Source organism: Curvibacter lanceolatus ATCC 14669 (assembly GCF_000381265.1).
GTDB classification, from domain to species: Bacteria; Pseudomonadota; Gammaproteobacteria; order Burkholderiales; family Burkholderiaceae_C; genus Curvibacter; species Curvibacter lanceolatus.
The window spans coordinates 302,673-327,641 of record NZ_KB906255.1; the positions used below are offsets into that span (position 1 = coordinate 302,673).

Below are 24,969 nucleotides of genomic sequence, written 5' to 3' on the forward strand. Positions count from 1 at the left end.
CGTGCGGGTTCAGGCGCCTGCGTCCAGCAGGGCATCGGGGGCCGCATCGGCGCGGTGCTGGGCGGTGGCCGCGTAGTACAGCCAGGCCAGGGCCATCAGCGCCGCGAACAGCCCGGCCAGCACCGGGTTGAACCACACCATGGCGCCCAGGCAGACCAGGCCCAGGCCCAGTGCCAGCAGCGGAAACCAGGGGAAGAACGGGGCGCGGTAGCTGCGCGCCATGTCGGGCTCGGTGCGGCGCAGGCGCAGCAGGGCGGCCATCGAGATGATGTACATCACGATGGCGCCGAACACCGACATGGTGACGATGTTGGCCGTCAGGGTCTGGCCGCCGAACTCGATCCAGTTGTCGCTGAAGATCGCCGCCACCCCCACGGCGCCGCCGGCCAGCAAGGCCCGGTGCGGGGTCTGGAAGCGGGGGCTCAGCACCGCAAAACTGCGTGGCAGGTAGCCGGCGCGGGCCAGCGCGAAGATCTGGCGCGAGTAGCCCATCAAGATGCCGTGGAACGAGGCCACCAGCCCGAACAGGCCGATCCACACCATCATGTGCAGCCAGCCGCTGTGCGCTCCCAGCACGGCCTTCATGGCCTGGGGCAGCGGGTCGTTGATGTTGGCCAGGCTGCGCCAGTCGCCCACGCCGCCGGCCATGATCATCACGCCGAAGGCCAGGCTGACCAGGGTCAGGATGCCGGCGATGTAGGCGCGCGGAATGGTGCGCTGCGGGTCGCGCGCCTCTTCGGCCGCCATGGCCGCGCCCTCGATGGCCAGAAAGAACCAGATGGCAAACGGGATCGAGGCAAAGATGCCCGCCACGGCCGTGCCATTGAGCACGTCCGAGCCGGCCCAGCCCAGCGCGGCAAACTGGGCCCACGACCAGCCCGGGCTCACCACACCCATGAACACCAGCAGCTCAAAGATGGCCAGCAGCGTCACCACCAGCTCGAAGGCGGCGGCAATGCCCACCCCCACCCAGTTCAGGGCGATGAACACCGCATAGGCCCCCAGCGCGATCCATTTCGGGTCGATGGCCGGAAACTGCACGTTCAGGTAGGCCCCGATCGCCAGCGCGATGGCGGGCGGCGCGAACACGAACTCGATCAGGGTGGCAAAGCCGGCCACAAAGCCCCCCAGCGGCCCGAAGGCGCGGCGCGCATAGGCAAAGGGGCCGCCCGCGTGCGGAATGGCGGTGGACAGCTCGGTGAAGCTGAAGATGAAGGTGGTGTACATGGTGGCCACCAGCAGCGTGGCCACCAGAAAGCCCAGCGTGCCGGCGCTGGCCCAGCCATAACTCCAGCCGAAGTACTCGCCCGAGATCACCAGCCCCACGGCAATGCCCCAGAGCTGGAAGGTGCCCAGCACTTTTTTCAGGTGGGCGGTGGGCGCTGCGGCGGCTGGCTTCATGGTGGGGCCTCGGTGGGTGGTCGTTGCCTGCCATTGCAGCAAAGACGACGCCAGCGTCCTATCCCGAATCGGAAAACCGCCCAGCCCGGCGCGCTTTTTTCCGATTTGGGACAGCGCCGCCCCGCCTCGGTGCTGCACTGCAGCTTGCCCGCGGGCATTTTTCTTGCTGCACTGGGGGCTCTGTCACTCTCTGCCGCCTGACTGCCCATGTTCCCTGCCTCGGCCTTCAACGGTCGTGCCCCTGCCCCGCCTGCTGCCGGCTGGTCGATGGACCCGCCGCAGTACCGCGTGCGCACCAGCGACGATGTGGACGAGCACGCCGGCCACCTGTCGGCCTGGCAGCAGCAGTACGACCAGCTCTCGGGCGGGCGCTTCTCGGGCCGGGTGCGTGAGCTGTGGGTCGACGGGCCGCGGCTGCAGGTCTTCCACGAGCACACCTCGCGGCAGACCAGCCAGCAATGCGCGCCCTGGTCGGGCTCGGTGTGGTTCGGCCTGGCCGACCGGCAGGGCCGGCAGCCCCTGCACTTTTGTGGGCAGGCCCAGCGCACCGACCCGGGGCGCGCCTTGCTGCGGGCGCGCGCCAGCGAAGGCTTCGAGCTGCGCACCCCGCCCGATTTCGGCATCTACGGCGTGGTGCTGGACCAGGACTGGCTGCACGCCCAGGCTGAGGCCGCCGGCCTGGCGGCCCCGGGGCTGGCCTCTCCCGCCCAGGCCATCTCCCTGAGTGACGGGCACCATGCCGCGCTGTGCCACACCATCGAGCAGTTGCTGCAACTCGGCCAGTCGGGCGAGGTCGACCTGCCCTGGGGCCGGCTGGCCCTGCAGGCCGGGCTGGCGCAATTGCTGCATCTGCTGTGTGCGGGCCCGGGCGGCGATGCGGGCGTGCCCAGACCGGCGGCGGCCCAGCGGCGCTTTGCCCTGGTGATGGCCGCGCGCGAGCTGGCCCGCCAGCCCAGCCACGAGGCCCTGGGCGTGGACGAGCTGTGCCAGCGCCTGCACCTGACGCGGCGCACGCTGCAAAACCATTTCCAGGCCGTGCTCGGCGAATCGCCGGCCGAGTTCCTCAAGGCGGTGCGCCTCAATGCCTGCCGGCGCGCGCTGCGGGCCGGGCCGGCGGACGCCTCGGTGCAGACCGTGGCGGCGCGCTGGGGCTTTTCGCACATGGGCCATTTCTCGCAGGACTACAAGGCCTTGTTCGGCGAGCTGCCCTCCGAAACCCGGCGGCGCGGCGCCGCAGGCTGAGCGCCCAGGCCGCGGCCCCGGCAGGGCGCCCGGGTCTCAGGCAAAATCAAAACGCTGTGCCCGGCCCCGGCCTGATGCCGGGGGCCCCGCACCGTGCGCACCGTATCACCAGGAGAGCCCCATGAACGCCCGTGTTCCTTCTTCCGTCTTCCAGCCCGAGCAGGCCCTGGCCGAGGTCAGCCAGCGCTGGGACAGCGATCTGGTGCGCCAGATCACCGACTACATCGCCATCCCCGCCAAGTCGCCCGCCTTTGCCGCCGACTGGGCCCAGCAAGGCCTGCTCGACACCGTGCTGCGCAATGCCGCGCAATGGGTCGAGGCCCAGAAGGTGGAGGGGCTCACGCTGGAGATCATCCGCCTGGAAGGCCGCACCCCGGTGTTGTTCTTTGAAGTGGCCGCCACCCAGGCCCACAGCAGCCAGACCGTGCTGATGTACGGCCACCTGGACAAGCAGCCCGAGTTCAGCGGCTGGCGCAACGACCTGGGCCCCTGGACCCCCAAATACGAAGACGGCAAGCTGTACGGCCGGGGCGGCGCCGACGACGGCTATGCGGTGTACGCCAGCATGGCCGCCGTGCAGGCCCTGAAGGCGCAGAAAACGCCCCACCCGCGCATCGTCGGCCTGATCGAGACCTGCGAGGAAAGCGGCTCGTACGACCTGCTGCCCTACATCGATGCCCTGCGCACCCGCCTGGGCGAGGTGGCCCTGGTGATCTGCCTCGATTCGGGCGCCGGCAACTACGACCAGCTCTGGCTCACCACCAGCCTGCGCGGCATGGCCAGCGGCACGCTGAAGGTCGAGATCCTGACCGAGGGCGTGCACTCGGGCGATGCCTCGGGCCTGGTGCCCTCGAGCTTTCGCATCATGCGCCAGGTGCTGGACCGCCTGGAAGACAGCGCCACCGGCCGCCTGCTGCCCGCCAGCTTCCACTGCGAGGTGCCGCCCGAGCGCCTGGCCCAGGCCCGGGCCACCGCCGCCATCCTGGGCGACGAGCTGTACAAGCGCTTCCCCTGGGCCCATTACGACTGCGGCGGCGCCACCAGCTTCGCCCTGCCCACCACCACCGACCCGGTGCAGGCCCTGCTGGCCCGCACCTGGACGCCCACGCTCAGCGTGACCGGGGCCGATGGCTTTCCCACGCTGCAAAACGCCGGCAATGTGCTGCGCCCCTACACCGCCTTCAAGCTCAGCCTGCGCCTGCCGCCCCTGGTGCAGGCGGACAGCGCGGTGGCCGAACTCAAGCAGCTGCTCGAAGACAACGCGCCCTACCAGGCCAAGGTCACCTTCGAGAGCAACGGTGGCGCCACCGGCTGGAACGCCCCCGACACGGCACCCTGGTTCGAGCAGGCGCTGAATGCGGCCTCGCAGGCCCACTTTGGCGCCTCGTGCGGCTACATCGGCCAGGGCGGCACCATCCCGCTCATGAACATGCTGTCGGCCGGCTTCCCCAAGGCCCAGATGATGGTCTGCGGCGTGCTGGGCCCCAAGAGCAATGCGCACGGCCCCAACGAGTTCCTGCACGTGCCCTACGCCAAGAAGCTGACCGCCGCCGTGGCGCAGGTCATTGCCAGCCTGCCCGCCCCCGCGGCGGCGGCTTGATGCGGCAGCGGTCTTCAAACGACACCCACCCACGATGAGCCCCGAATCGACCCTGTCCACCTTCACCGCCTCCGATGGCGAGAACCTGGCGGTGCAGGACTGGCCGCTGGCCGAGGGCCGTGTGCCACGCGCGGCCGTGCTGCTGGTGCATGGCCTGGGCGAGCATGCGGGCCGTTACGACGCGCTGGCGCACCGCCTCAATGGCTGGGGCTTCGAGGTGCGGGGCTATGACCAGTACGGCCACGGCGAGTCGGGGGGCCCGCGCGGCGGCCTCAGCAGCGACACCCGGCTGCTCGACGACCTGGCCGATCTGGTGGAAAGCACCCGGGCGCGCTACCCGCGCGACACCCCGCTGATCTTGCTGGGCCACAGCATGGGCGGCCTGGTGGCGGCCCAGTTCGTGGCCCGCTACGCGAGCCGGGTCGATGGCCTGGTGCTGTCCTCACCGGCCCTGGATGCGGGCCTCAGCCCGCTGCAGAAGCTGCTGCTGGCGGTGCTGCCGCGCTGGCTGCCGAATCTGCGCGTGGGCAACGGCCTGCAGCCCAAGTACCTGTCGCACGACCCCGAGGTGGTGCGCGCCTACCTGGCCGACCCGCTGGTGCACGACCGCATCTCGGCCCGCCTGGCCAGCTTCATTGCCCACGGCGGCCCGGCCGTGGTGGCCCAGGCAGCACGCTGGCGCGTGCCCAGCCTGCTGATGTATGCGGGCGACGACCGCCTGGTGCAGCCCGCAGGCAGCCGGGCCTTTGCCGCTGCCGCGCCCTCATGCGTTGAAAGCACCGAGTTCCCGGCGCTCTACCACGAGCTGTTCAACGAGCCGTTCAAAGAGCATGATCCGGCCTCGGTGCTGGCCTGCCTGCAGGCCTGGCTCGACAAGCACTTCGCCCCACTGCCGGTCTGATCACCGGCCTGATCAGGCCCTGGCCGGCTTGCGCTGCCGCTGTTGACGCTGCTGCCAGCCCAGCCAGCCCAGGCCCAGCCCGGTCAGCAGCACCGGCAGCAAGGAGCCCAGGTTGAGCAGGGTCCAGCCCTGGGTGGTGACCAGGGCCCCCGAGGCGAAGGCCGTGAAGGCCATGGTGCCGAATACGCAGAAATTGATGGCCGCCTGGGCACGGTCTTTTTCCTCGGGCCGGTAGGCCCGCATGGCCAGCGTGGTGGCGCCGGTGAACAGCAGGTTCCAGCCCAGCCCCAGCAGGAGCAGTGCCACCAGGACCTGCTGCAGATCCACCCCGCTCAGCGCCACGGCCACGCAGCCCGCGTTCAGCAGCACGCCCACCCCCATCACCGGTAGCGGGCCGTAGCGCTTGATCAGGTGGCCGGTGAAAAAGCCCGGGGCGAACATGCCCACCACGTGCCACTGCAGCACCAGGGCCGCATCGTCAAAGCCCAGGCCGCACACCTGCATGGCCAGCGGGGTGGCGGCCATCAGCAGGTTCATCACGCCGTAGCCCAGCGCCGCGCTCAGGGCCGCCACCACGAACACGGGCTGGCGCATGATCTCGCCCAGCGGCCGCCCGACCGGGGCGGCACCAGCGTGCGGGGGCCGGGCCGGCTCGGGAAAGCGGATCAGCGACATGCAGGCCATGGCCAGCAGGGCCACCCCCATCAGCGCCGCATAGGCCCCGGCAAAGGGCACGGCGCCGAGGTCGCGCGTGTACTTGGCCAGGTTGGGCCCGGCCACGGCACCGATCAGGCCGCCGGCCAGCACCAGCGACACCGCTTTTTCGCGGAAGGCGGGGGCGGCCAGCTCGGCGGCCGCAAAACGGTACAGCTGGCCATTGGCGCTGTAGTAGCCCGCCACCAGCGTGGCCGCGCACAGCAGCCAGAACTGCCGGGTGAGCGCCGCCACCAGGCAGGTGAGCGCCGACACAAAGGCCACCGCCAGCCCGATCTGGAACGAGCCCCGGCGCCCGAACCGCGCCTGCGAGCGGGCCACCAGGGCGGTGGACAAGGCCCCACCCACCACATAGCCCATCACCGGCAGGGTGGCCATCCAGCTCACGGGGGCCAGGCTCAGGCCCACCAGGCCGTTGATGGCAATGAACACCACGTTGTTGGTCAGGAACAGGCCCTGACACAGGGTCAGCAGCAACAGGTGGCGATTCATGGGCGACTCCGGGGGGGGCGAAAGACAAACCGTCCATCGTATCCCGCAGCCCATGTCAGAAGACTCAGGGCTTGCCCGCGCACTCTGCCAGCAGCCAGTCGCGCAAGGCCTGCACCAGCGGGGTCTCGGCGCGCGCGTCGGGCACCACCAGGTGGTAGGCATCGGGCCCTTGCAGGTGCGGGCCCGGCAGCGGCACCAGGGCGCCGCTGTCGATCTCTTCCTGCACCAGAAAGCGCGGCAGCAGGGCGGCCCCCAGGCCATGCACGGCGGCCTGGGCAATCATCGAGAACTGCTCGAAGCGCGGCCCGCGCGCCGCCTGCGCCACCGGGTGGCCGGCGGCGGCAAACCAGTCGGCCCACAGTGTGGGGCGGGTGGTCTGCTGCAGGCGCACGGCGCGCGCCAGGTCGGCCACCCGGCGCAGGCCCTGCTCGCGCTGGTAGGCCGGGCTGCTCAGCGCCACCACCTCTTCGCGCATCAGGGGGTAGCAGGTGGCGCCGGCCCAGTGCGGTGCGCCGAAATGGATGGCCGCGTCAAAGGGCTCGCTGGCAAAGTCGAAGGGCTCGGTGCGGGTGGCCAGGTTGAGGCTGGCCTGCGGGTGCTGGGCCATGAAGCGGCCCAGGCGCGGCGTCAGCCAGCGGGTGCCGAAGGTGGGCAGCACGGCCAGGTTCAGCACCCCGCCGTCGCCGGCAAAGCCCATCACCTTCTGTGTGGTGTCGCTGAGCTGGCGCAGCAGCGGGCGCAGCTCGCCGGCATAGATGCGGCCCGGGTCGGTCAGCACCACCCGTTGGCGCACGCGGTGAAACAAGGCCAGGCCCAGTTGCTCTTCGAGCTGGTGGATCTGGCGCGACACCGCGCCCTGCGTCAGGTGCAGCTCGGCGGCGGCGCGCGAGATGCTGCCGTGGCGGGCCGCGGCTTCAAAGGCCAGCAGGCCGGGGATGGGGGGCAGCAGGTTGCGGCGCAGCATGTGATGTCTTCACGTCATGAGGCAGGCCTCACGATAACCCAGACCAAGCAAGGCTTGGGCTGGACTTGATGAGCAATCGGAATCAAGTGCTGAGGATTTATAGCTATCGCAAGCGCCGGCTTTGTCTGATATTGGCCGTTTGCAAAAAAGCGGCCGCTTCAGACGGCCCCACCCCCCTTCAAGGAGCACGCGCATGAGATCGACGTTTTCGCTGGCCTGGCTGGCCAAGTCCCTGAGCCTGGTGCTGGCCGCTGGCGCCCTGCTGGCGCAGGCCCAGACCGCCGCACCGGCCGAGGGCACGCTGGACAAGATCCGCAACACCGGCAAGGTGGTGCTGGGCGTGCGTGAAGCCTCGCCGCCCATGGCCTATGCGCTGGGGGCCAATGAGCGCTTTGTGGGCTACCACGTCGAGCTGTGCGAGCGCGTGTTGAAGGACATCGCGCCCAAGGCCCGGCTGGAGTACATGGCCCTGACCGCGCAGAACACCCTGCCGCTGGTGAGCAACGGCACGGTCGACATCGGCTGCGGCCCCACCACCAACAACCTGGCGCGCCAGCAGCAGGTGGCCTTTGCCTTGACCACCTATGTGAGCGAGGTGCGCATGGCCGTGCGGGCCGACTCCGGCATCACCTCGGTGGCCCAGCTGGCCGGCCGCAGCGTGGCCGCCACCACCGGCACCACGGCGGTCCAGTTGCTGCGCAAGCTGGAGCGGGCGCAGAACCTCACGTTCAAGACCGCGCTGGGCAAGGACCACCTGGAGAGCTTTCTGATCCTCGAGTCGGGCCGGGCCGATGCCTTTGTGCTGGACGACAACCTGCTGGCCGGCATCATCGCCAATTCCAAGACGCCCCAGGCCTGGCGCATCGTCGGCGAGCCGCTGGGCTCCGAGCCCATCGCCTTGCTGTTCCGCAAGGACGACCCGGCCTTCAAGGCGGCGGTGGATGGCTCGATCCGGGCGCTGATGAAATCCGGCGAGCTGGAACGTCTGTATGCCAAGTGGTTCCTGGAGCCGATCCCGCCGCGTCAGACCCCGCTGAACCTGTCCATGAGCACGGCCCTGCGCCAGCTGATCGCCAACCCCAATGACCTGCCCCTCGAAAGCTATGCCGCTCGTTGAAGAGCGCCTGTTTCACTGAACCCCTGCACCCGCTATGACGCCCTCCACGCTCCCCTCCCATCCCACCCCCCGCACCGGCGGCCAGATCCTGGTGGACCAACTGCTGGCACACGGTGTGCAGCAGCTGTTCTGTGTGCCCGGCGAGAGCTACCTCGCGGTGCTCGATGCCTTGCACGATGCCTCGATCGCGGTCACGGTGTGCCGCCAGGAAGGTGGGGCGGCCATGATGGCCGAGGCCCAGGGCAAGCTCACCGGGCGCCCGGGCATCTGCTTTGTCACGCGCGGGCCCGGGGCCACCAATGCGGCCGCCGGCATCCACATTGCGCACCAGGACTCGACCCCGATGATCCTGTTCGTGGGCCAGGTGGCCCGCGGCGCGATGGGCCGCGAGGCCTTTCAGGAGCTGGATTACGCCGCCGTGTTCGGCACCATGAGCAAGTGGGTGGTGCAGATCGACGACCCCGCCCGGGTGCCCGAACTGGTGGCCCGCGCCTTCCAGGTGGCCACCTCGGGCCGGCCCGGGCCGGTGGTGGTGGCCTTGCCCGAAGACATGCTGACCCAGGCCGCGAGCGTGGCCGACGCTCAGCCCTTTGCCGTGCCCGAAACCCACCCGGGGGCCGCCGAGCTGGCCACGCTGCAGCAGCGGCTGCAGGCGGCACAGCGGCCCATCGCCATCGTGGGGGGCTCGCGCTGGTCGGCCGAGGCGGTGCAGCAGTTCGAGGCCTTTGCCCTGGCCCATGCGCTGCCGGTGGCCTGCTCGTTCCGCCGCCAGATGCTGTTCAGCGCCAACCACCCCTGCTATGCCGGTGACCTGGGCCTGGGCGTCAACCCGCGTCTGCTGGCGCGCATCCGCGAGGCCGACCTGATCGTGCTGGTGGGCGGGCGCCTGTCCGAGGTGCCTTCGCAGGGCTATGAGCTGCTGGGCATCCCCAACCCGGGCCAGCCGCTGGTGCATGTGCACGCCGATGCCGACGAACTGGGCCGCCTGTACCGGCCCGAGTTGGCGATCCATGCCACGCCTCAGGCCCTGGCCGCGGCGCTGGCGCAGTTGCCGCCGCCTGTACCGGCCCCGGGTCGGGCCCGGGCGGATGAAGCCCATGCCGACTTTCTGCGCTGGAGCGACCCCGCGCCCATCCGCATCCCCGGCCCCTTGCAGATGGGCTCGGTGATGCAGCACCTGCGCGAGGTGCTGCCGGCCGACACCATCTTCTGCAATGGCGCGGGCAATTTCGCCACCTGGGTGCACCGCTTCTGGCCCTTCCGCCACTACGCCAGCCAGCTGGCGCCCACCAGCGGCTCCATGGGCTATGGCCTGCCCGCGGGCGTGGGGGCCAAGCGCCTGTGGCCGCAGCGCGAGGTGGTGGTGTTCGCCGGTGACGGCGACTTCATGATGCACGGCCAGGAGTTCGCCACCGCGGTGCAGTACGGCCTGCCCCTGATCGTGGTGCTGCTGGACAACGCCATGTACGGCACCATCCGCATGCACCAGGAGCGCGAGTACCCGGGCCGCATCAGCGGCACGGCCTTGAAGAACCCCGATTTCCGGGCCTATGCGCAGGCTTTCGGCGGCCATGGCGAGCGGGTGGAGCACAGCGACGACTTCGCCCCGGCGCTGGCGCGTGCCCGGGCCAGCGGCCTGCCGGCCATCCTGCACTGCCTGCTCGACCCCGAGGCCATCACCCCGGCCGGCACCCTGCAGGGGTTGCGCGAGGCGGCACTGGCGCGGCGCTGAGGCCGGCGTGCCCCGGGGGGCCACGGTGACACGCTCTAAACTCCGGAGCTTGTTTCACCCCGGATCGCCCGATGCGTGTCGTGTTTGCGCTGGCCCTGCTGGGCCTGTTCCTGCCTGCTTCATGGGCCCTGGAGGCTGTGCGCAGCCCCTGGCCGGTGCGTGCCATGGCCGGCCCCGATCCGGTGGGAGCGACCGTCACCGCCTGGCATTGGTGGCGCAGCGATCAGGGGCAGTACTTTCTGGCCAGCACGGCCCTGGCCGGCGGCACCCCCCCGGCCCATCTGTGGGCGCTGGAGAGCGACCCCGGCGGCCGCGCCTGCCCCCGCCTCAAGGCGCAGCCACCCGAGCGCCTGCAAGAACCCGAGCTGCACCCCCTGCCCGATGAGGAACTGGCCCTGCCCCCGCGCTGCCTGAGCGGCCTCGAAGGCCAGTGCCTGAGCCACGACGGCGCCCTGCGCCTGCGCCTGAGCTTTGAGGGCCAGACGCGCCTGGCGCCGGCGCGCGCCGGCCAAAAGGGGGAGCACAAGGCTGAGCAAAAAGCCGAGCAAAAGGCAGAGCGCCTCTACACCGGGCGGCGCCGGCTGGTGATCGAGCATGTGCTCAGCGGCGTGCAGGCCGTGTTCGAAGAGCACCTCAAGGACAGCCCGCGCTACACCGTGCTCGGGCCGGCCAGCGTGGTCTACCTGCCCGAGCTCGACAGCGTGGTGCTGCAGGGGCTGGGCCCGGCCACGGGCGCGCGGCGCGCGGCGCGGCTGCACTGCCTGCCCATGCCCTGAGCCCCGGGGCCAGGTGGGCTCACTGCCAGAGCCTGTAGGCCCAGAAGCCCTCGTCCCGGGCCAGCCGCCGCATCAGCTCGTCGGGGGCAAAGCCGGTCACCCGGCGCGTTTCGCGGCACAGGTGCGATTGATCGGCATAGCCGCTGGCCTCGGCCACTTCGGCCCAGCGCGGGCGCCGGCCTTCTTCGGCTTCGGCCAGGGCCATGAAAAAGGCGCGCTCGGAGCGACCGAAGCCGCGCAACTCCCGCATGGGTTGGCCGGCCCATTGCTTGATGCGCCGCTCCACCTGGCGCAGGCTGCGTCCCACCGACGAGGTGGCGGCACGCAGCGCCATCGACTGAGCCCAATCCTGGTAACGCTGCGCCTGCAGCGGCAGTCGCGGGCGCACGGCCTGCCAGCGCGGCTCGATGAAGTCTTCCAGGCAGGCCAGGCGGCTGGCGTCATCGGGCAGGGTCAGCACGGTTTCGGCCATCGCCACCCAGTCGGCGGGCAGGGCCTCGCGCAGGTCTGCGACGCGGTCCACCCAGGCGCCGACATCGAGTCCGGTCAGATTTTGCAAGGCGTCGGGCATGAGCATCAGCATCATGCCGGCGGCCGGCCCGGGGCTCCAGGTGATCGAGGGCGCCGTTTGCGGGCCGCTGAACATCAGGCGTGATTCGTATGGGCGGCGCGGCGAGGCCAGTGAGGCCGGTGCGCTCCGTGCCAGCAACTCGCCGTCGCCCTCGAACATCCACCCCACACTGCACAAAGGCGTGGCCGGGAAATGGCTGAAGCGCTGTTCATCACTCAGATCCAGGCCCACGGTGCTGCGCACCATGGTGCCGCGCACGCAGGCCACCAGCGAGGCCCTGGGCAGGTACAGGCGGGTTGGCGCACCCAGCAAGGAGGGAGTTGGCAGCATGGGCAGAGTCTAGATCGTGGCGGCGACCCCCTGTCAAAGCCCCTGCGATGTCGACTTTGTTCTATACCCCTGGGGGCAGGGCGCGCACGCTACGCGACATGAACCGCACAAAGCCCACGCTCCACGCCACGCTCCACGCCACGCCCATCACCAACCCCTCCCCCGATCCCGGGGGCGCCAGGCAGGCGACCGATCCGCCGGGGCCGCCCACGCGCTGGCTGGGGCTGCTCCAGTGGCGTGCCCTGCGCCGCGACTACCTGGGATTTGTCACCCGGCTGCAGCGCGAGCATGGCGACCTCACCCTGATGCGCATCGTGCACGAGCGCGCCTACGACCTGCTCAGCCCCGAGCTGGTGCGCGAGGCCCTGGTCGACAACGCCGAGCACCTGATCCGCTGGGAGCGTGGCATCGCGGTGTTCGAGCAGGTGTTCGGGCGCAGCGTGCTGGTCACCGAGGGGTCACTCTGGCAGCGCCAGCGCCGCCTGCTGATGCCGGCCTTCAGCCCCAAGCGGGTCGCCGGCTATGCCGGGTTGATGTGCGAGGCCGCAGCAGAGGCCCTGGCGCAGGCCCTGCCCCCGGGCCAGAGCGAGGGCCTGGTGGCGATGGAGGCCTTGTTCTCGCGCCTGACCATGGACGTGATTCTGCGGACACTGTTCAGCCACCGGGCCCGTGTCGACGAGGTGCAAAGCGCCAGTTGGGCGACCCAGACCCTGAGCGAGACCGCGATGCGGGAGATGTTCCACCCCATGACCCTGCCCGACTGGTTGCCGCTGCCGGGCAAGCGCGCCAAGCGCCAGGCCTTGCGCAGCCTGCGCGGGCTGATCGCGCGGCACATCGAGGCCCGCCGTGGCCAACCCCAGCCCGACCGGCGCGACGACCTGCTGGCCCGCCTGCTGGCGGCGCGCGACGAAAGCGATGGCAGTGCGCTCAGCCCGGCCGAGGTGTTTGACCAGTGCATGGTCAGCTTCCAGGCCGGTCACGAAACCTCGGCCACCGCCTTGTTGTGGTGGAGCCTGTTGCTGGCGCGCCACCCCGAGGTGGCACAACGCCTGCACACCGAGGTGGACCAGGTGCTGCAGGGCCGCCTGCCTGGCCCGCAAGACCTGCCGGCACTGCCCTGGCTGGGCGCCAGCCTGAAGGAGGCCCTGCGCCTTTACCCGCCAGTGGCCGCCTTGATGAGCCGGCGCACGGTGCGCGACATCCGGCTGGGCCATTGGCAGATTCCCCGCGGGGCGGTGCTGCGCATCACGCCCTGGGTGCTGCACCGCGACCCGCGCTGGTTCAGCGAGCCCGAGGCCTTTCGCCCCGAGCGCTTTCTGCCCGAGGCCGAGCCGCCGGTGCGTGGCGCCTGGATACCGTTCGGTGTCGGCCCGCGGGTCTGCATCGGGCAGCATTTCGCCCTGCTGGAGATGACCGTGGTGGCGGCCATGCTGCTGCAGCGCTTTCGTCTTGTGCTGCCTGAGCCAGCCCCTGAGGCCTTGCCGCAGATGAACGTGACCCTGCGCCCCGATGGGCCGGTGCAACTGCTGTTGCAGGTGCGTCGCCCTCGCCGATGATGCGCGCGGGGAATTTCAGCGCGGCGGCTTGGGCTGGTCTGGGGCCGGCAGTGATTCGATCTCGGCCTCAGCCTCGGTGATCAGCCGCTCCAGCAGGGCCTGGCTGGCCGGGCTTTCGAGCAGGGTGTCCCAGTCGGGCGCCGTCGCTGGGATGGCCGCTTCCGGTGGGTGGGGCGTTTGCGGCGTGTCGGGGCTCATGGCTCAGTGGCCCTCCAGCATGCGGAAGGTGCGGTTGGCGATGCTTTCGCGCGGGTGGCGGCTCACTTCGCTGGCGTGTTGAGGGGCTGGGGCCAGGCCCAGGCGGCAGTGCTCGGATTCGAGCACAAAGCCGTTCTGCCCGGGCGGCGGCGTGTGCACGCGGTGGGCGGGCACCTGCCACTTGAAAAAGCGCACTTGCAGCCGCACGCCACGCAGCTGGGCCGCCACGCACAGCGCCTCGGCCTGCTCCGGGCCCAGCAGGGCCTGGGTGTCGGGCAGCAACTGCTGCCAGCAGGCCAGCACGGTGGCGGTGGCCTGCTCGGCGGGGCTGCGGCGCAGGCCTTGCCACAGGGCCCGCAGCCCGAAGGCGGCGGCCAGCCCCATCAGCGCCCAGCCCAGGACGAGCAGCGCGCCCTGGTGGCGCAGCAGTGCGCCGAACCACCCGGCCAGCGCCGGTGCCAGCAGCATCCACAACACGGCCAGGCCGAACAGGCCCGCGCCCTGGCGGGCCGTGCGGCGGGCCGCCTGGCGGCGTTCGTCGCGCCGCTCCTGCAGTTGCTCCTGCAGCGCCTGCAGGCCCTGCCGGGTGCTTTGGCAGCACAGGTCATAGGCCTCGGGCCGGGGTGGGGCTGCCGGGGCGGGCGCAGTCATGGGGCGGGGGGCGCTGCGGGGCGGCAGGCTGGCGGGGCCGGTCCCGGAGGGCGTGTTGGTGTTGGTGTTGGTGTTGGCTCGCTCGGCCTGGCGCCGGGCTTCGTCTGCCGCCCAGGCCTCACGTTGCAGGACGCCGTTCATGGCGGTCATGGCCTGGACGGTGTCGGTGCCCGGCATCACCCCGGCGCGGAACTGCAGGTTCGGGTCGGTGTAGACGCCCAGCAGGGGCGGCTCCGGCAGGGGCGGCGGTGGGGGCGGAAAGAAGTCGACCTCGGGGGCCGGGGTCGTGGGCCAGGCCCGCGCGTCCAGCTCGTTGCCCTCTTGAAAACCTGACATGGATGGGTTCCTGGTGGTGGGGTGGTGGGTGGGGCGGGTCGGCGCAGGGCAAGCCCTGGTTCAGCGTGCGGGCGGCGCGTCGCTGGTGCCGGCCAGGGGGCTCAGCACACGGGCCAGTTGCCGGGCCAGGGGGGTGATGGTGCAGCGGTGTCGGCTGTCGTCCCAGGCCAGCAGGCCGGTGTCGCGAAAGCGCTGCAGCACGGTGTCGGCCAGGCCCGCCGCGTCGGGGCGCAGCGCTTGCCAGAGCGCGTCCACTTCGTCGCGGTGCAGCACCATGCCGGGCTGCTCGACCAGGGTCATGAACATCCACAGGCGCAGCCGAACCACTCCGGCGGGCCCGTGGAACAGGCCGCGCAGGCCGTCGATCTGGGCCGACTGCTGCTCGATGTGCATCACCCAGGGCGAAGCCGTGGCGGGGTCAGGGTGGCTGAAAAGATCGCCCAGGCCGGACTCGGCGGCTTGGCCGGTCGGGGCCGGGCCCGGCTCGGGGCTGGGGCTGGGGCTGGGGCTGGGGCTGGGGCTTGGCGGGGCGAAGGGCAGGTTCAGGTCGGGCAGGGCCAGGTCTTGCAGTGTGAGCACATTCACTTTCAGTCGCCGACGGCGGCCAGCACGGCCAGGGGCGCGGTTTCGGCGCGCAGCACGCGTGCGCCCAGGCCGGTGGGCAGAAAACCGGCGGCCACGGCGGCGTCTTCTTCTTCGGCCTGCAGGCCGCCTTCCGGGCCGTTCAGCAGGGTCAGGGCGCCGCCTGGCGGGCCCAGGCGCTGGCGCAGCGGCAGGCTGCCCTCGCGCAGCGACAGCAGCAGGCGGGCGTCGTCGGCCGCGGCGGGGGCCGGGTTTTGGCGCAGCCAGTCGGCCAGTTCGGTCACCGGGTGGATCAGGGGCACGCGGTTGCGCCCGCATTGCTCGCAGGCGCCCACCGCCACGGCCTGCCAGTGGGCCACTTTCTTGTCGGCCCGCTCACCCTTGAGGCGCAGCACGCTGTGGGCGCTCATCACCGGGGTCAGGCTGGCGGCGCCCAGCTCGGTGGCTTTTTCGACCAGCCAGTCCATGCGGTCATTGGCGGGCATGGCCACCACCAGGTGCACGGCCCGGGCCAGTTCGCGCTCGATGGCGTGGTGGGCACCCACCTCGACCTCGACGTCGGAGCGGCCCATGCGGGTCACGGTGGCCTCGAATTCGCCGCCTTCGCCGTTGAACAGGGTGATGACCCCGCCGGGTTGCAGGCGCAGCACCTGCACATGGCGCGCGGTGGCGGCCGGCAGGCTCAGGGTGGCGCCGCTGTGCAGCGCGCTGGGGCAGTGGAAACGCGGCATGCTCACATCCGCCCGTAAGCGAAGCCGGTGAGCACCTGCAGGTTCTCCACCTGGTCGATGAAGCGCAGCAGCGGGCCCAGCTCGCGGTAACGGCTGGCGGTGGAGCGGATGTAGTGGATGAAGCGCGGCGTGTCGGCCAGGTAGCGCGGCTTGCCGTCGCGCAGGGTGAGGCGGGCAAAGATGCCGGCCACTTTCAGGTGGCGCTGCAGGCCCATCCATTCGACGCTGCGGTAGAAGCTGCCGAAATCGCTGTGCCAGTCTTCGAAATCCATCAGCCCCGCCTTGCGGGCCTTCTGCCAGTAGCGCACGGTGACATCGAGCACGAAGTCTTCCTCCCAGGTCAGGAAGGCGTCACGCATCAGGCTGGCGATGTCGTAGGTGATGGGGCCGTAGACCGCATCCTGGAAGTCGAGCACGCCCAGCGGGCCGGCCACGCCCTGGGCATCGGGCAGGCCCAGCATCAGGTTGCGCGCCATGAAATCACGGTGCACATAGACCCGGGGGGCGGCCAGGTTGTGTCGCACGATGGTGTCGAAGGTCTTGCTCAGCATGGCGCGCTGGGTGTCGTCCAGGCTGAACTGGCGGTGTTGGGCCAGGTACCAGTCGGGGAACAGCGCCAGTTCGCGCTGCAGCAGGGCCTCGTCGTAGGCGGGCAGCACGTCGGGGCGCGAGGCCTGTTGCCAGCGCACCAGCAGGCCGGTGGCCTGCTCGTACAGCGGCGCGGCGGCCTGGGGCTGGGCGGCGTCCAGCACGCTCATCAGGGTGTTCTGGCCCAGGTCGCTGAGCAGCATGAAGCCCGTGGCCTGCTCCCATTCGAGCACCTGGGGCACGTTCAGGCCGGCCTCGGCCATCAGCGCGGCCACCTGCACGAAGGGCGCGCAGTTCTCCTTGTCAGGAGGGGCGTCCATCACGATGCGCGGGCCCTGGCTGCCCTGCAGGCGCAGGTAGCGGCGGAAACTGGCATCGGCCGAGGCCAGGCTCAGGCTGGCCGGCTCCAGCCCGTGGCGTGGGGCCACGGCACTCAGCCATTGGTGAAAGGCGGCTTCGCGGGCCGGGTCGGACCAGATCACCGGGGAAGGGGTGTTGGCGGCGGGGGAGTTGGGCACAGGCTGGGTCATGGATAATCGAATTCTACAAACCCGGCCCGGTCTGATCCGGACTGGCCCTGCCAGCCTCTCCCCCCGAGCCCGACCCCTGATTGCCTGCGATGGATGCACCGACCGATGCTTGAACCGAGAAACCACGCCCGGCGGCCCTTCCTTCTCAGCCCGGTGGCCCTGCTGGTGGCCCTGATGTGCCAGGGCGCCTGGGGCCAGACGGCCGAGCCCGACGACACGCCGGGCCCTCGGCTGCGGACCTCGCCGCTGCTGCAGGAAAAGATTTCGCCACTGGTGCGCCCCCAGATGCCCACCTTCATCACGGGTGACCAGATCTCCGGCCAGAGCGAGCTGCAGACCGTGGTCGAAGGCCATGGTGAGTTGCGCCGGGCCGACACCGTGATCCGCGGCGACCGGCTGGAGTATTTCCAGCCCGATGACCAGGCGCGGGCCCGAGGCAATGTGTTCATCAACCGCGCCGGCAACACCTACCAGGGCACCGAGCTGGAGCTCAAGGTCGATGCCTTCGAGGGCTTCTTCACCCAGCCGCACTACGAGTTTCTGGCCACCCAGGCCTATGGCGACGCGGCCCGCATCGATTTTGTGGGCGAGAACCACATGGTGGTGCGCAACGGCACCTACAGCACCTGCCGCCCCACCCCCGGCCCCGACTGGATGCCGGCCTGGCTGCTGCGCGCCGACGCCGTCAAGCTGGATCAGGAAGACAGCATCGGCACCGCCCAGAACGGGGTGCTGGAGTTCTATGGCAAGCCGGTGCTGCGCGCCAAGGAGCTGAGCTTTCCGCTCAGCGATGCACGCAAGTCGGGCTGGTTGCCGCCCTCGGTGGGCGTGTCCTCACGCGATGGCTTCGAATACACCCAGCCCTACTACTGGAACATCGCGCCCAACCGCGACGCCACCTTCTACCCCACGCTGATGTCCAAGCGCGGGCTGGATCTGGCCGGTGACTTCCGCTACCTCGAAAACGGCTACCGGGGCCAGTTGTGGGGCGACTACATGCCCAGCGACAAGCTGCGCGACAGCTCGCGCTGGGGCTATGCGGTCAACCACACCGGAACGGTGGACACCGGCCTCCCCGGCCTGGGCGCCGTGGGCCTGGGCGTGAACCTGAACCGGGTGAGCGACGACAACTACTGGCGCGATTTCAACCGCAGCATCCCCTCGCTGACCCAGCGCCTGCTGCCCAACGACGTCTCGGTGACCTGGGCGCGCAACGAGTATTTCGCGCAGTTCCGTCGCCTGAAGTGGCAGACGCTGCAGGACGTGACCTCGCCGATCACGCCGCCGTATGATCGGGCGCCCCAGTTCCTGGGCCGCTACACCAAGAACAACCTGTCGGGCTTCGACCTGCTGGTCGAGGCCGACCACACCCAGTTCCAGGCCGACCCGACACTGACCAGCCAGCCCAATGCCCAGCGCAGCTACGCCCTGACCCAGATCAGCCGGCCCTGGCTGGCGCCGGGCTGGTTCTTCACGCCCAAGATGCAGCTGTACACCAGCAACTACAGCTTCAGCGCGCCGCTGAGCGATGGCCGCACTTCGGCGGCCCTGTCGGCCCCCACCTTCAGCCTGGACGGCGGCATGTTCTTCGAGCGTGACGCCAACTACTTCGGTCGGGCCTACCGCCAGACGCTGGAGCCCCGGGCCATGTACGTGTACACGCCCTACCGCAACCAGAGCACGCTGCCGGTGTACGACACGGCGCTCAATGATTTCAACTTTGCCACCATCTACACCGAGAACGCCTTCGGTGGGCATGACCGCATCTCCGACAGCAACAAGCTCACGCTGGGCGTGACCAGCCGCCTGCTGGCGCCTGACAGCGGGGCCGAGATCGCCCGTTTCGGCATCGCGCAGCGCCTGCTGTTCCGTGACCAATTGGTCACCATGCCGGGCGGCACCGCAGTGACCAACCGGGCCAGCGACCTGTTGCTGGGCGCGGCGGTCAACTGGACCCCGCAATGGATGTTCGACACCACGGTGTCGGTCAACCCTGAGACCAAGGTCACCAACACCTCGTCCGTGAGTGCCCGTTACAGCCCCAGCAACTACCGGGTGGTGAATGCCGCCTACCGCTTCCAGCGTGGCAGCAGCGAGCAGGTCGACATCGGCTGGCAATGGCCGCTGAACGACCTGTGGGGTGACAAGGGCGTGGACAAGGGCGCCGGCCGCGGGCTGGGCCCGGGCCGCTGGTATGGCGTGGGGCGCCTGAACTACGACATGATGAACGCCCGCATGGTCGACGCCATCGTGGGCTTTGAGTACGATGCCGACTGCTGGATCGGCCGCGTGGTGCTGGACCGCCTCAACACCACCCTGGTGACGGCCAACACCCGCATCCTGTTCCAGATCGAATTCGTGGGCTTCTCCCGCATCGGGGCCAGCCCCCTGCAGACCTTGCGGCAAAGCATCCCGCGCTACCAGTACCTGCGTGAGCAGGTCACGGCGCCGAGCCGTTTCAGCAACTATGACTAAGGCCCAGGCCAGAGCTATTCCCTCCATGATGATCCAACGCCTCACCGTTCTGACGCTGGCCTGCCTGACTGCCTTGTCAGCCCAGGCCCAGGGCATCCGCATGCCTGGCAGCGGCTCCTCGTCTGCGTTTGCCCCGGCACCCGCCGTGCGCACCGCCGCCCCCAGCGGCCCGCAGCAGGCCGACTACATCGTGGCCGTGGTCAATTCCGAGCCCATCACCAACAACGAGGTGCGTGCCCGTGTGGCCCGCACCCTGCAGCAACTGGCGCAGCAGGGCACCACCCCGCCCTCTGCCGCTGAGCTGGATCGCCTGGTGCTGGAGCGCATGATCGGCGAGAAGGCCCAGGCCCAGCTGGCCGCCGAACAGGGCCTGAAGGTCGAGGAAGGCGCGATCGATCTGGCCGAGCAGAACATCGCCCGTCAGAACCAGCTCACGGTGGCCGAACTGCGCAAGCGGCTGAGCCAGGATGGCCTGAGCCTCAAGCAGCTGCGTGACGATCTGCGCACCCAGCTGCTGCTGGCCCGCCTGCGCGAGCGCGAGGTGGAGCCGCGCGCCAAGGTCACCGACCTGGAGATCGACCAGTTCCTGCAGGAGCAACTGGCCCGCCAGTCGCTGGCGCAGCAGGAGATCAACCTGGCCCAGGTGCTGGTGGCGGTGCCCGAAGGCGCCTCACCCGAGACGGTGGCCAACCTCAAGGCCCGTGCCGACCGGGTGGCGGCCCAGGCCCGCGCCGGGGTCGACTTTGCCGCCCTGGCGCGCGATTACTCCGATGGCACCGATCGCACCCGCGGCGGCGAGATGGGCCTGCGCGCTGCCGAGCGCTACCCCGAGATCTTCATCAATGCCATCAAGGACGCCCCGGTGCAAGCCATCGTCGGCCCGGTCCGCAGCGGCGCCGGCTTCCACATCCTCAAGGTGATCGACCGCAACGATCCCAAGCCGGCCGTGGTGACCGTGCCCCAGTCGCGCGCGCGCCACATCCTGTTGCGCACCGGCCCGAAGCTCAGCGAAAGCGCCGCCGTGGCCCTGATCAAGGGCTACCGCCAGCGCATCGTCGAGGGGGGCGCCTCGTTTGCCGACCTGGCACGCGAGCACTCGCAGGACGGCAGCGCCAAGCAAGGCGGTGATCTGGGCTGGGTCAACCCGGGCCAGTTCGTGCCCGAGTTTGAAGAGGTGATGAACCACCTGGAGCCCGGTGAGATCAGCGAGCCGGTGGTGTCGCGCTTTGGCGTGCACCTGATCCAGCTGATGGAGCGGCGCGACGCGCCGATGTCCTTGCGCGACCAGCGCGAGGTGGCGCGCAACATGTTGCGCGAAAAGAAGATGGAAGAGGCTTACGTGAGCTGGGCCCAGGAGGTGCGTGACCGCGCCTACGTGGAACTGCGTGACCCGCCGCAATAAGCCATGAAACACATTCCCCGCAAACGCTTCGGCCAGCATTTCCTGTCGGACCGGGCCATCATCGATGGCATCGTCGACGAGATCGCGCCGCAGCCCGGCCAACCCATGGTCGAGATCGGCCCCGGCCTGGCGGCGCTGACCCAGCCGCTGGTCGAGCGCGTGGGCCGCCTCACCGTGATCGAGCTGGACCGCGACCTGGCCCGGCGCCTGCGTGAGCACCCCCAGCTCAACGTGGTGGAGTCGGATGTCCTGAAGGTGGATTTCACCGCCCTGGCCCAGAGCCTGGGGGTGCCACGCCTGCGCGTGGTGGGCAACCTGCCCTACAACATCTCCACGCCCATCCTGTTTCACCTGCTCGAGCATGTGGACGTGGTCGAAGACCAGCACTTCATGCTGCAAAAAGAGGTCATCGACCGCATGGTGGCCGCGCCCAGCACCTCGGACTACGGTCGCCTGAGCGTGATGCTGCAGTGGCGCTACGCGATGCAGAACGTGCTGTTCGTGCCGCCCGAGAGCTTTGACCCACCGCCCCGCGTGGACAGCGCCGTGGTGCGCATGGTGCCGCGCGCGGAGCCGGCCCCTCTGAACCCCAAGCTGCTTGAAGAGCTGGTGCAGGTGGCCTTCAGCCAGCGGCGCAAGCTGCTGCGCCATACGCTGGGCCGCTGGCTGGAAGCACGCGGCTTCAGCGGTGAGTTCAACACCCAGCGCCGTGCCGAAGAGGTGCCGGTGGCCGAGTACGTGGCGCTGGCGCAGTCGCTCTGAGGCCCCGCTCGGGGCGCCTTGTTTGGCGCCCCAGGAGCGGGTTCAGAAAGTTTCCCAGTCGTCTTCCTGACCTGCTGCCGCCTTGGCCGGTGGCTTGGCCGTAGCCTGGTGGGCGATGGCTGCGGGTTGGGCCGCTGGCGTTGCGGCGGCTTTGGCAGGGGCCGGCCCGGCCACACGGGCGGGTGCGGCCTGGCTGCGCGGCAGCGGTGCCGGCAGGGGTTTGGACATGGGCTTGGGCTCAGGACGACGCAGGGCGGCCGATTCGCCCGCCCCCAGGCGGAACTTGCGCACCAGTTGCTCCAGCTGCTCGGCCTGCGTCTGCATGGATTGCGCGGCGGCGGCTGATTCTTCCACCAGGGCGGCATTTTGCTGGGTCACCTGGTCGAGCTGGGCCACGGCCGAGTTGACTTCGCTGAGGCCGCCGCTTTGCTCGCCGGTGGCCTGGGTGATGTCGGCCACGATGTGGGCCACGCGCTGCACCGAGACCACCACCTCGCTCATGGTGCTGCCGGCCTGCTGCACCAGCTCCGAGCCCGATTCGACCTTGGCCTCCGAGGCCCCGATCAGGGTTTTGATCTCGCGCGCCGCCTGGGCGGCCCGCTGGGCCAGGTTGCGCACCTCGCCGGCCACCACGGCAAAGCCCCGGCCCTGCTCACCGGCGCGCGCTGCTTCGACCGCGGCGTTGAGCGCCAGGATGTTGGTCTGGAAGGCAATGCCGTCGATCACACCGGTGATATCGCCAATCTTGCGCGAGGCGGTGCGGATTTCTTCCATGGTGCTCACCACGCGTGACACCACCTGCCCGCCCTGCTCGGCCACCTGGGAGGCCGAGCCTGCCAGAGCGCTGGCCTGGCGTGAGGATTCGGCCGATTGCTGCACGTTGTGTGTCAGGGCCTCCATCGAGGACGAGGTCTTCTGCAGGTTGGCCGCGGTCTGCTCGGTGCGGTGCGACAGGTCGTTGTTACCGCTGGCGATCTCGCTGCTGGCGGTGGCGATGTTTTCGGTGGCCTGCATCACCTGCTTGACCAGGTCGCGCAGCGATTCCTGCATCTGTCCCATGGAACTGACGAGCTGGCCGATTTCGTCGTCCGAATCGCTGCGCACCTCATTGGACAGATCGCCTTGGGCGATGCGCTCGGCCAGGTCACGCGCCTGGGTGATGGAGCGGGCCAGGCCACGCACGCTGAACACGGTCAAGGGGATCAGCACCACCAGCGCCACCACCAGCAGGGCCACGATCAGCGAGCCCAGGCGGTAGATGTCGCGCTGCATGTCGGCTTCGGCGTTGTGCATGGCCTCGCTGGCCTGGTGGCTGAGTTGCGACAGGCCCTGGTCGGCGGCCTCCATGTGCTTTTTCAGGCGGTCGGCATAGGCGCCGGCGGCAGCGCCATCGATCTGGGCGCGTTCCACCTGTTCGAGGATGGGGGTCAGGCCGGTCTCGTATTCCTTCAAGGCGGCCTGCACCTGCTTGAGGGACTCGGTGAGGGCGCTGTCATCGGCATTCTGGGTTTGCAGGGTGCTGGTGGCGCTCAGCAGGCTGCCCAGTTGCTTCTTCCAGGCTTCGCGCAGGTTAGCCACTTCCACGCTGTTGTTGAAGCTGATGATGATGTCTTTCTCGCTGCGGCGGATGTCGGCGGCCTTGAGCCGCAGTTCGTCGAGCGAGGTGAGGGTCTGCACCTTCTGCTCCAGCAAGGTCTTCAGGGTGCCTTGGGTGCTGTGCAGGGCCCAGAAACCGGTCAGTCCGATGACGGTCAGCCGCAGCAAGGAGAATCCGGTGCCGAAATAAAGGCGGGCCCGGATGGATAGGCGGTTCAACAAGTTCATAGGCACCTTTTGGGTCGTGTCGGTCTCGCACAGGCAAAAGCCACGCCAACTGGGTATTTGAAGGGCCTCCCTGCGTCAGGAGCGCGAATGTTGCCTGCACGAGTCATGCCATGCAAGCAGGGCTTGCCCGCAGCTGGCGGGGCTTTTTGCAAGCCCGATCGACCAGGCGAACCAAGGCGGCAAAAAAAAACCCGCAGTGCGCGACTGCGGGTTTTTTGAGAGGGCAAAGGTGGGGCGCTTCAGGCCGCCGACAACCAGTACCCGGCATTGAAAGGGCTGCTCATGCGCAGCGCCTGGGGCGAGACATCCACCAGTTTGTCGGTGGGCATGCGGTCGCCGTTGTCCGGGTTCAGGGCAATCCCCGTCAGGGTCTTGCCGACTTCAGCCTCGTTGGCCCGTTCTGCTTGGCCAGCTTGTGCAGAACGGGCTACAGAAAAGAATAGAAACATCGGAAGGGGATCTTCCGGTCGCTCCAGTAATCGGCGGCATCCCGGAAGATGTCGAGCAATTGCTCGCGTGCTTCCTTGTCGAACTTGGCGTGGGCCGGAATCTGTTCCAGCACCACGATGAAGCCTGGCTGCGGGCCCGATTTGTGCAAGGGATCGGTCATGCAGTCATACAAGGCGTCAAAATTCTTGCCGAAGTGCGCCGGAAAGGTGAATTGCGCCGCAATCATGTCCAGCACGTCCTGTTTGGACTGTGCATTGGCCAGGTTGGCGTACAGAAAGTGCTGGCCCAGGTCGCGTGCGGCTTCCTGAAGGTCTTGTACCCGAAAGGCCCGAATCGACTGAACGATGTTGGTTCGAACGGTACGAAGTGGCGTATCCATCTCCGCTTCTCTTTCTCTATGGTCAAAAAAAATGGGTCCGTCCACGCTGTTGGTCCCGGTATCCACCTGGGGCACCTTCATGGCTGCGGTGATTTCAAAGGTCATTCGACGATGCGGCGAAAGCTCGCATAGTGGTCTTGGCTGTAGTAGCAGGCTTCGGGCGCCCTGATCTGGCGTCCCCCGCAGACAATGCGCCGGGCACCCCGGTCACGCGAGCCTGGAGTCTGAACGGTGTATTCACGGTAGAAGCCGCGCGGCTGGTGGGGCAGGATTCGCTCGCGGTTGCCAAAGACCACACCGTCCTTCTCGAAGGGGAACGGCCCCCCGGACAGGATCAATTGATAAGTCTGGCGCCCTTGCGCCGGCAGTTCCGCCAGGGAGATCGTGGCCTGGGCACTGATCGCGGGCGTCTCTCGGGAATGCACCAGGGTGGTGCCTGAGAGCGCCGCTGCCGACATCAGACAAACCAGCAGGAATTGGCTTGTTCTGGCGGCAACTTTTCGCAGCATGAAATAACACCTTTCAGAAACTCCGGGTAAACCCCAAAATTTCAAGGTCGCAAGTTTGACGTATCTGGTCCTGAAAAGCAAGCGGCTGCCCAAAAAATGGGCAGCCGCGCTCGGGTTTCCGTCGTCTAAAAGTTAGCGCTCGCTATGGAGCGATTG

General features: G+C 69.2%; 23 protein-coding genes. 10 read left to right on the forward strand and 13 right to left on the reverse strand.

Going from position 1 to position 24,969, the window contains the following annotated elements; all coding sequences use genetic code 11:
* Positions 1-9: 9 nt before the first annotated feature.
* Positions 10-1,401: an ethanolamine permease gene (gene eat, locus F624_RS0108265; protein WP_031254490.1), complete on the reverse strand. Its 1,392-nt coding sequence runs from the start codon at positions 1,399-1,401 to the stop codon at positions 10-12.
* Positions 1,402-1,608: 207 nt separating this feature from the next.
* Between eat and F624_RS0108270 the strand changes: the two genes are divergently transcribed.
* The 3 genes from F624_RS0108270 (at position 1,609) to F624_RS0108280 (ending at position 5,144) form a co-directional block, all read left to right on the forward strand.
* The gene (locus F624_RS0108270; RefSeq protein ID WP_019573821.1) at positions 1,609-2,643 is read left to right on the forward strand and encodes a helix-turn-helix domain-containing protein; all 1,035 of its coding nucleotides are present in this window, start codon (positions 1,609-1,611) and stop codon (positions 2,641-2,643) included.
* A gap of 121 nt (positions 2,644-2,764) precedes the next feature.
* On the forward strand, positions 2,765-4,243 hold the full coding sequence (locus F624_RS0108275) for a M20 family metallopeptidase (protein WP_019573822.1): 1,479 nt from the start codon (positions 2,765-2,767) through the stop codon (positions 4,241-4,243).
* A gap of 34 nt (positions 4,244-4,277) precedes the next feature.
* Positions 4,278-5,144: an alpha/beta hydrolase gene (locus tag F624_RS0108280; RefSeq protein WP_019573823.1), complete on the forward strand. Its 867-nt coding sequence runs from the start codon at positions 4,278-4,280 to the stop codon at positions 5,142-5,144.
* Positions 5,145-5,156: 12 nt separating this feature from the next.
* On the opposite strand, the gene F624_RS0108285 is transcribed toward F624_RS0108280, so the two are convergent.
* Positions 5,157-6,350 (reverse strand): MFS transporter, encoded by a 1,194-nt coding sequence (locus F624_RS0108285; protein WP_019573824.1) that lies wholly within the window; start codon positions 6,348-6,350, stop codon positions 5,157-5,159.
* 64 nt (positions 6,351-6,414) lie between these two features.
* A complete protein-coding gene (locus F624_RS0108290) occupies positions 6,415-7,314 on the reverse strand; it encodes a LysR substrate-binding domain-containing protein (RefSeq protein ID WP_019573825.1) in 900 nt (299 codons plus the stop codon).
* 193 nt (positions 7,315-7,507) lie between these two features.
* Between F624_RS0108290 and F624_RS0108295 the strand changes: the two genes are divergently transcribed.
* From F624_RS0108295 to F624_RS0108305, 3 genes are all read left to right on the forward strand, one after another.
* Positions 7,508-8,431 (forward strand): amino acid ABC transporter substrate-binding protein, encoded by a 924-nt coding sequence (locus tag F624_RS0108295; protein ID WP_019573826.1) that lies wholly within the window; start codon positions 7,508-7,510, stop codon positions 8,429-8,431.
* Between the two features lie 34 nt (positions 8,432-8,465).
* Positions 8,466-10,163, forward strand: coding sequence for a thiamine pyrophosphate-binding protein (locus F624_RS0108300; RefSeq protein WP_019573827.1), 1,698 nt, complete (start codon positions 8,466-8,468; stop codon positions 10,161-10,163).
* 71 nt (positions 10,164-10,234) lie between these two features.
* Entirely contained in the window at positions 10,235-10,939 is a 705-nt protein-coding gene (locus tag F624_RS0108305) for a hypothetical protein (RefSeq protein ID WP_019573828.1), read from the forward strand.
* A 19-nt stretch (positions 10,940-10,958) separates the two neighbouring features.
* On the opposite strand, the gene F624_RS0108310 is transcribed toward F624_RS0108305, so the two are convergent.
* Complete coding sequence (locus F624_RS0108310; protein WP_019573829.1) at positions 10,959-11,840, reverse strand: helix-turn-helix domain-containing protein; 882 nt, start codon at positions 11,838-11,840, stop codon at positions 10,959-10,961.
* Positions 11,841-11,938: 98 nt separating this feature from the next.
* Between F624_RS0108310 and F624_RS0108315 the strand changes: the two genes are divergently transcribed.
* Positions 11,939-13,396 carry a cytochrome P450 gene (locus tag F624_RS0108315; protein WP_019573830.1) on the forward strand — a complete coding sequence of 486 codons (1,458 nt, stop codon included), beginning with the start codon at positions 11,939-11,941 and terminating at the stop codon, positions 13,394-13,396.
* Positions 13,397-13,411: 15 nt separating this feature from the next.
* Here the strand turns inward: F624_RS0108315 and F624_RS0108320 are convergent, their stop codons facing one another.
* Genes F624_RS0108320 through F624_RS0108340 form a run of 5 tightly spaced genes read right to left on the reverse strand, consistent with a single transcriptional unit; the run spans position 13,412 to position 17,012 of the window.
* Complete coding sequence (locus F624_RS0108320) at positions 13,412-13,594, reverse strand: hypothetical protein (RefSeq protein WP_019573831.1); 183 nt, start codon at positions 13,592-13,594, stop codon at positions 13,412-13,414.
* Between the two features lie 3 nt (positions 13,595-13,597).
* A complete protein-coding gene (locus F624_RS0108325) occupies positions 13,598-14,581 on the reverse strand; it encodes a 6TM ABC transporter family protein (protein ID WP_031254494.1) in 984 nt (327 codons plus the stop codon).
* Between the two features lie 60 nt (positions 14,582-14,641).
* Positions 14,642-15,166: a hypothetical protein gene (locus F624_RS0108330; protein WP_019573832.1), complete on the reverse strand. Its 525-nt coding sequence runs from the start codon at positions 15,164-15,166 to the stop codon at positions 14,642-14,644.
* 2 nt (positions 15,167-15,168) lie between these two features.
* Positions 15,169-15,894 (reverse strand): 16S rRNA (uracil(1498)-N(3))-methyltransferase, encoded by a 726-nt coding sequence (locus F624_RS0108335; protein WP_031254496.1) that lies wholly within the window; start codon positions 15,892-15,894, stop codon positions 15,169-15,171.
* A gap of 2 nt (positions 15,895-15,896) precedes the next feature.
* On the reverse strand, positions 15,897-17,012 hold the full coding sequence (locus F624_RS0108340; protein ID WP_019573834.1) for an aminoglycoside phosphotransferase family protein: 1,116 nt from the start codon (positions 17,010-17,012) through the stop codon (positions 15,897-15,899).
* A 105-nt stretch (positions 17,013-17,117) separates the two neighbouring features.
* Here F624_RS0108340 and F624_RS0108345 point away from each other — a divergent pair, with 105 nt between their 5' ends.
* The 3 genes from F624_RS0108345 to rsmA are packed head-to-tail and all read left to right on the forward strand — an operon-like array spanning position 17,118 to position 21,651.
* A complete protein-coding gene (locus F624_RS0108345) occupies positions 17,118-19,487 on the forward strand; it encodes an LPS-assembly protein LptD (RefSeq protein WP_211224141.1) in 2,370 nt (789 codons plus the stop codon).
* Between the two features lie 25 nt (positions 19,488-19,512).
* Complete coding sequence (locus F624_RS0108350; RefSeq protein WP_019573836.1) at positions 19,513-20,889, forward strand: peptidylprolyl isomerase; 1,377 nt, start codon at positions 19,513-19,515, stop codon at positions 20,887-20,889.
* 3 nt (positions 20,890-20,892) lie between these two features.
* Positions 20,893-21,651 (forward strand): 16S rRNA (adenine(1518)-N(6)/adenine(1519)-N(6))-dimethyltransferase RsmA, encoded by a 759-nt coding sequence (gene rsmA / locus F624_RS0108355; RefSeq protein ID WP_019573837.1) that lies wholly within the window; start codon positions 20,893-20,895, stop codon positions 21,649-21,651.
* Between the two features lie 42 nt (positions 21,652-21,693).
* Here the strand turns inward: rsmA and F624_RS0108360 are convergent, their stop codons facing one another.
* The 4 genes from F624_RS0108360 to F624_RS0108375 all read right to left on the reverse strand — a co-directional run bounded on the left by F624_RS0108360 (position 21,694) and on the right by F624_RS0108375 (position 24,813).
* Complete coding sequence (locus tag F624_RS0108360; protein ID WP_019573838.1) at positions 21,694-23,475, reverse strand: methyl-accepting chemotaxis protein; 1,782 nt, start codon at positions 23,473-23,475, stop codon at positions 21,694-21,696.
* A 239-nt stretch (positions 23,476-23,714) separates the two neighbouring features.
* The gene (locus F624_RS34770; protein WP_157443375.1) at positions 23,715-23,924 is read right to left on the reverse strand and encodes a hypothetical protein; all 210 of its coding nucleotides are present in this window, start codon (positions 23,922-23,924) and stop codon (positions 23,715-23,717) included.
* Positions 23,903-24,304: a barstar family protein gene (locus F624_RS0108370; RefSeq protein ID WP_027474772.1), complete on the reverse strand. Its 402-nt coding sequence runs from the start codon at positions 24,302-24,304 to the stop codon at positions 23,903-23,905. Before F624_RS0108370 ends, F624_RS34770 begins: the two co-directional genes overlap by 22 nt.
* Before the next feature lie 101 nt (positions 24,305-24,405).
* Positions 24,406-24,813, reverse strand: a complete 408-nt coding sequence (locus F624_RS0108375) for a guanyl-specific ribonuclease (RefSeq protein ID WP_031254500.1) — start codon at positions 24,811-24,813, stop codon at positions 24,406-24,408.
* Positions 24,814-24,969: the final 156 nt, after the last annotated feature.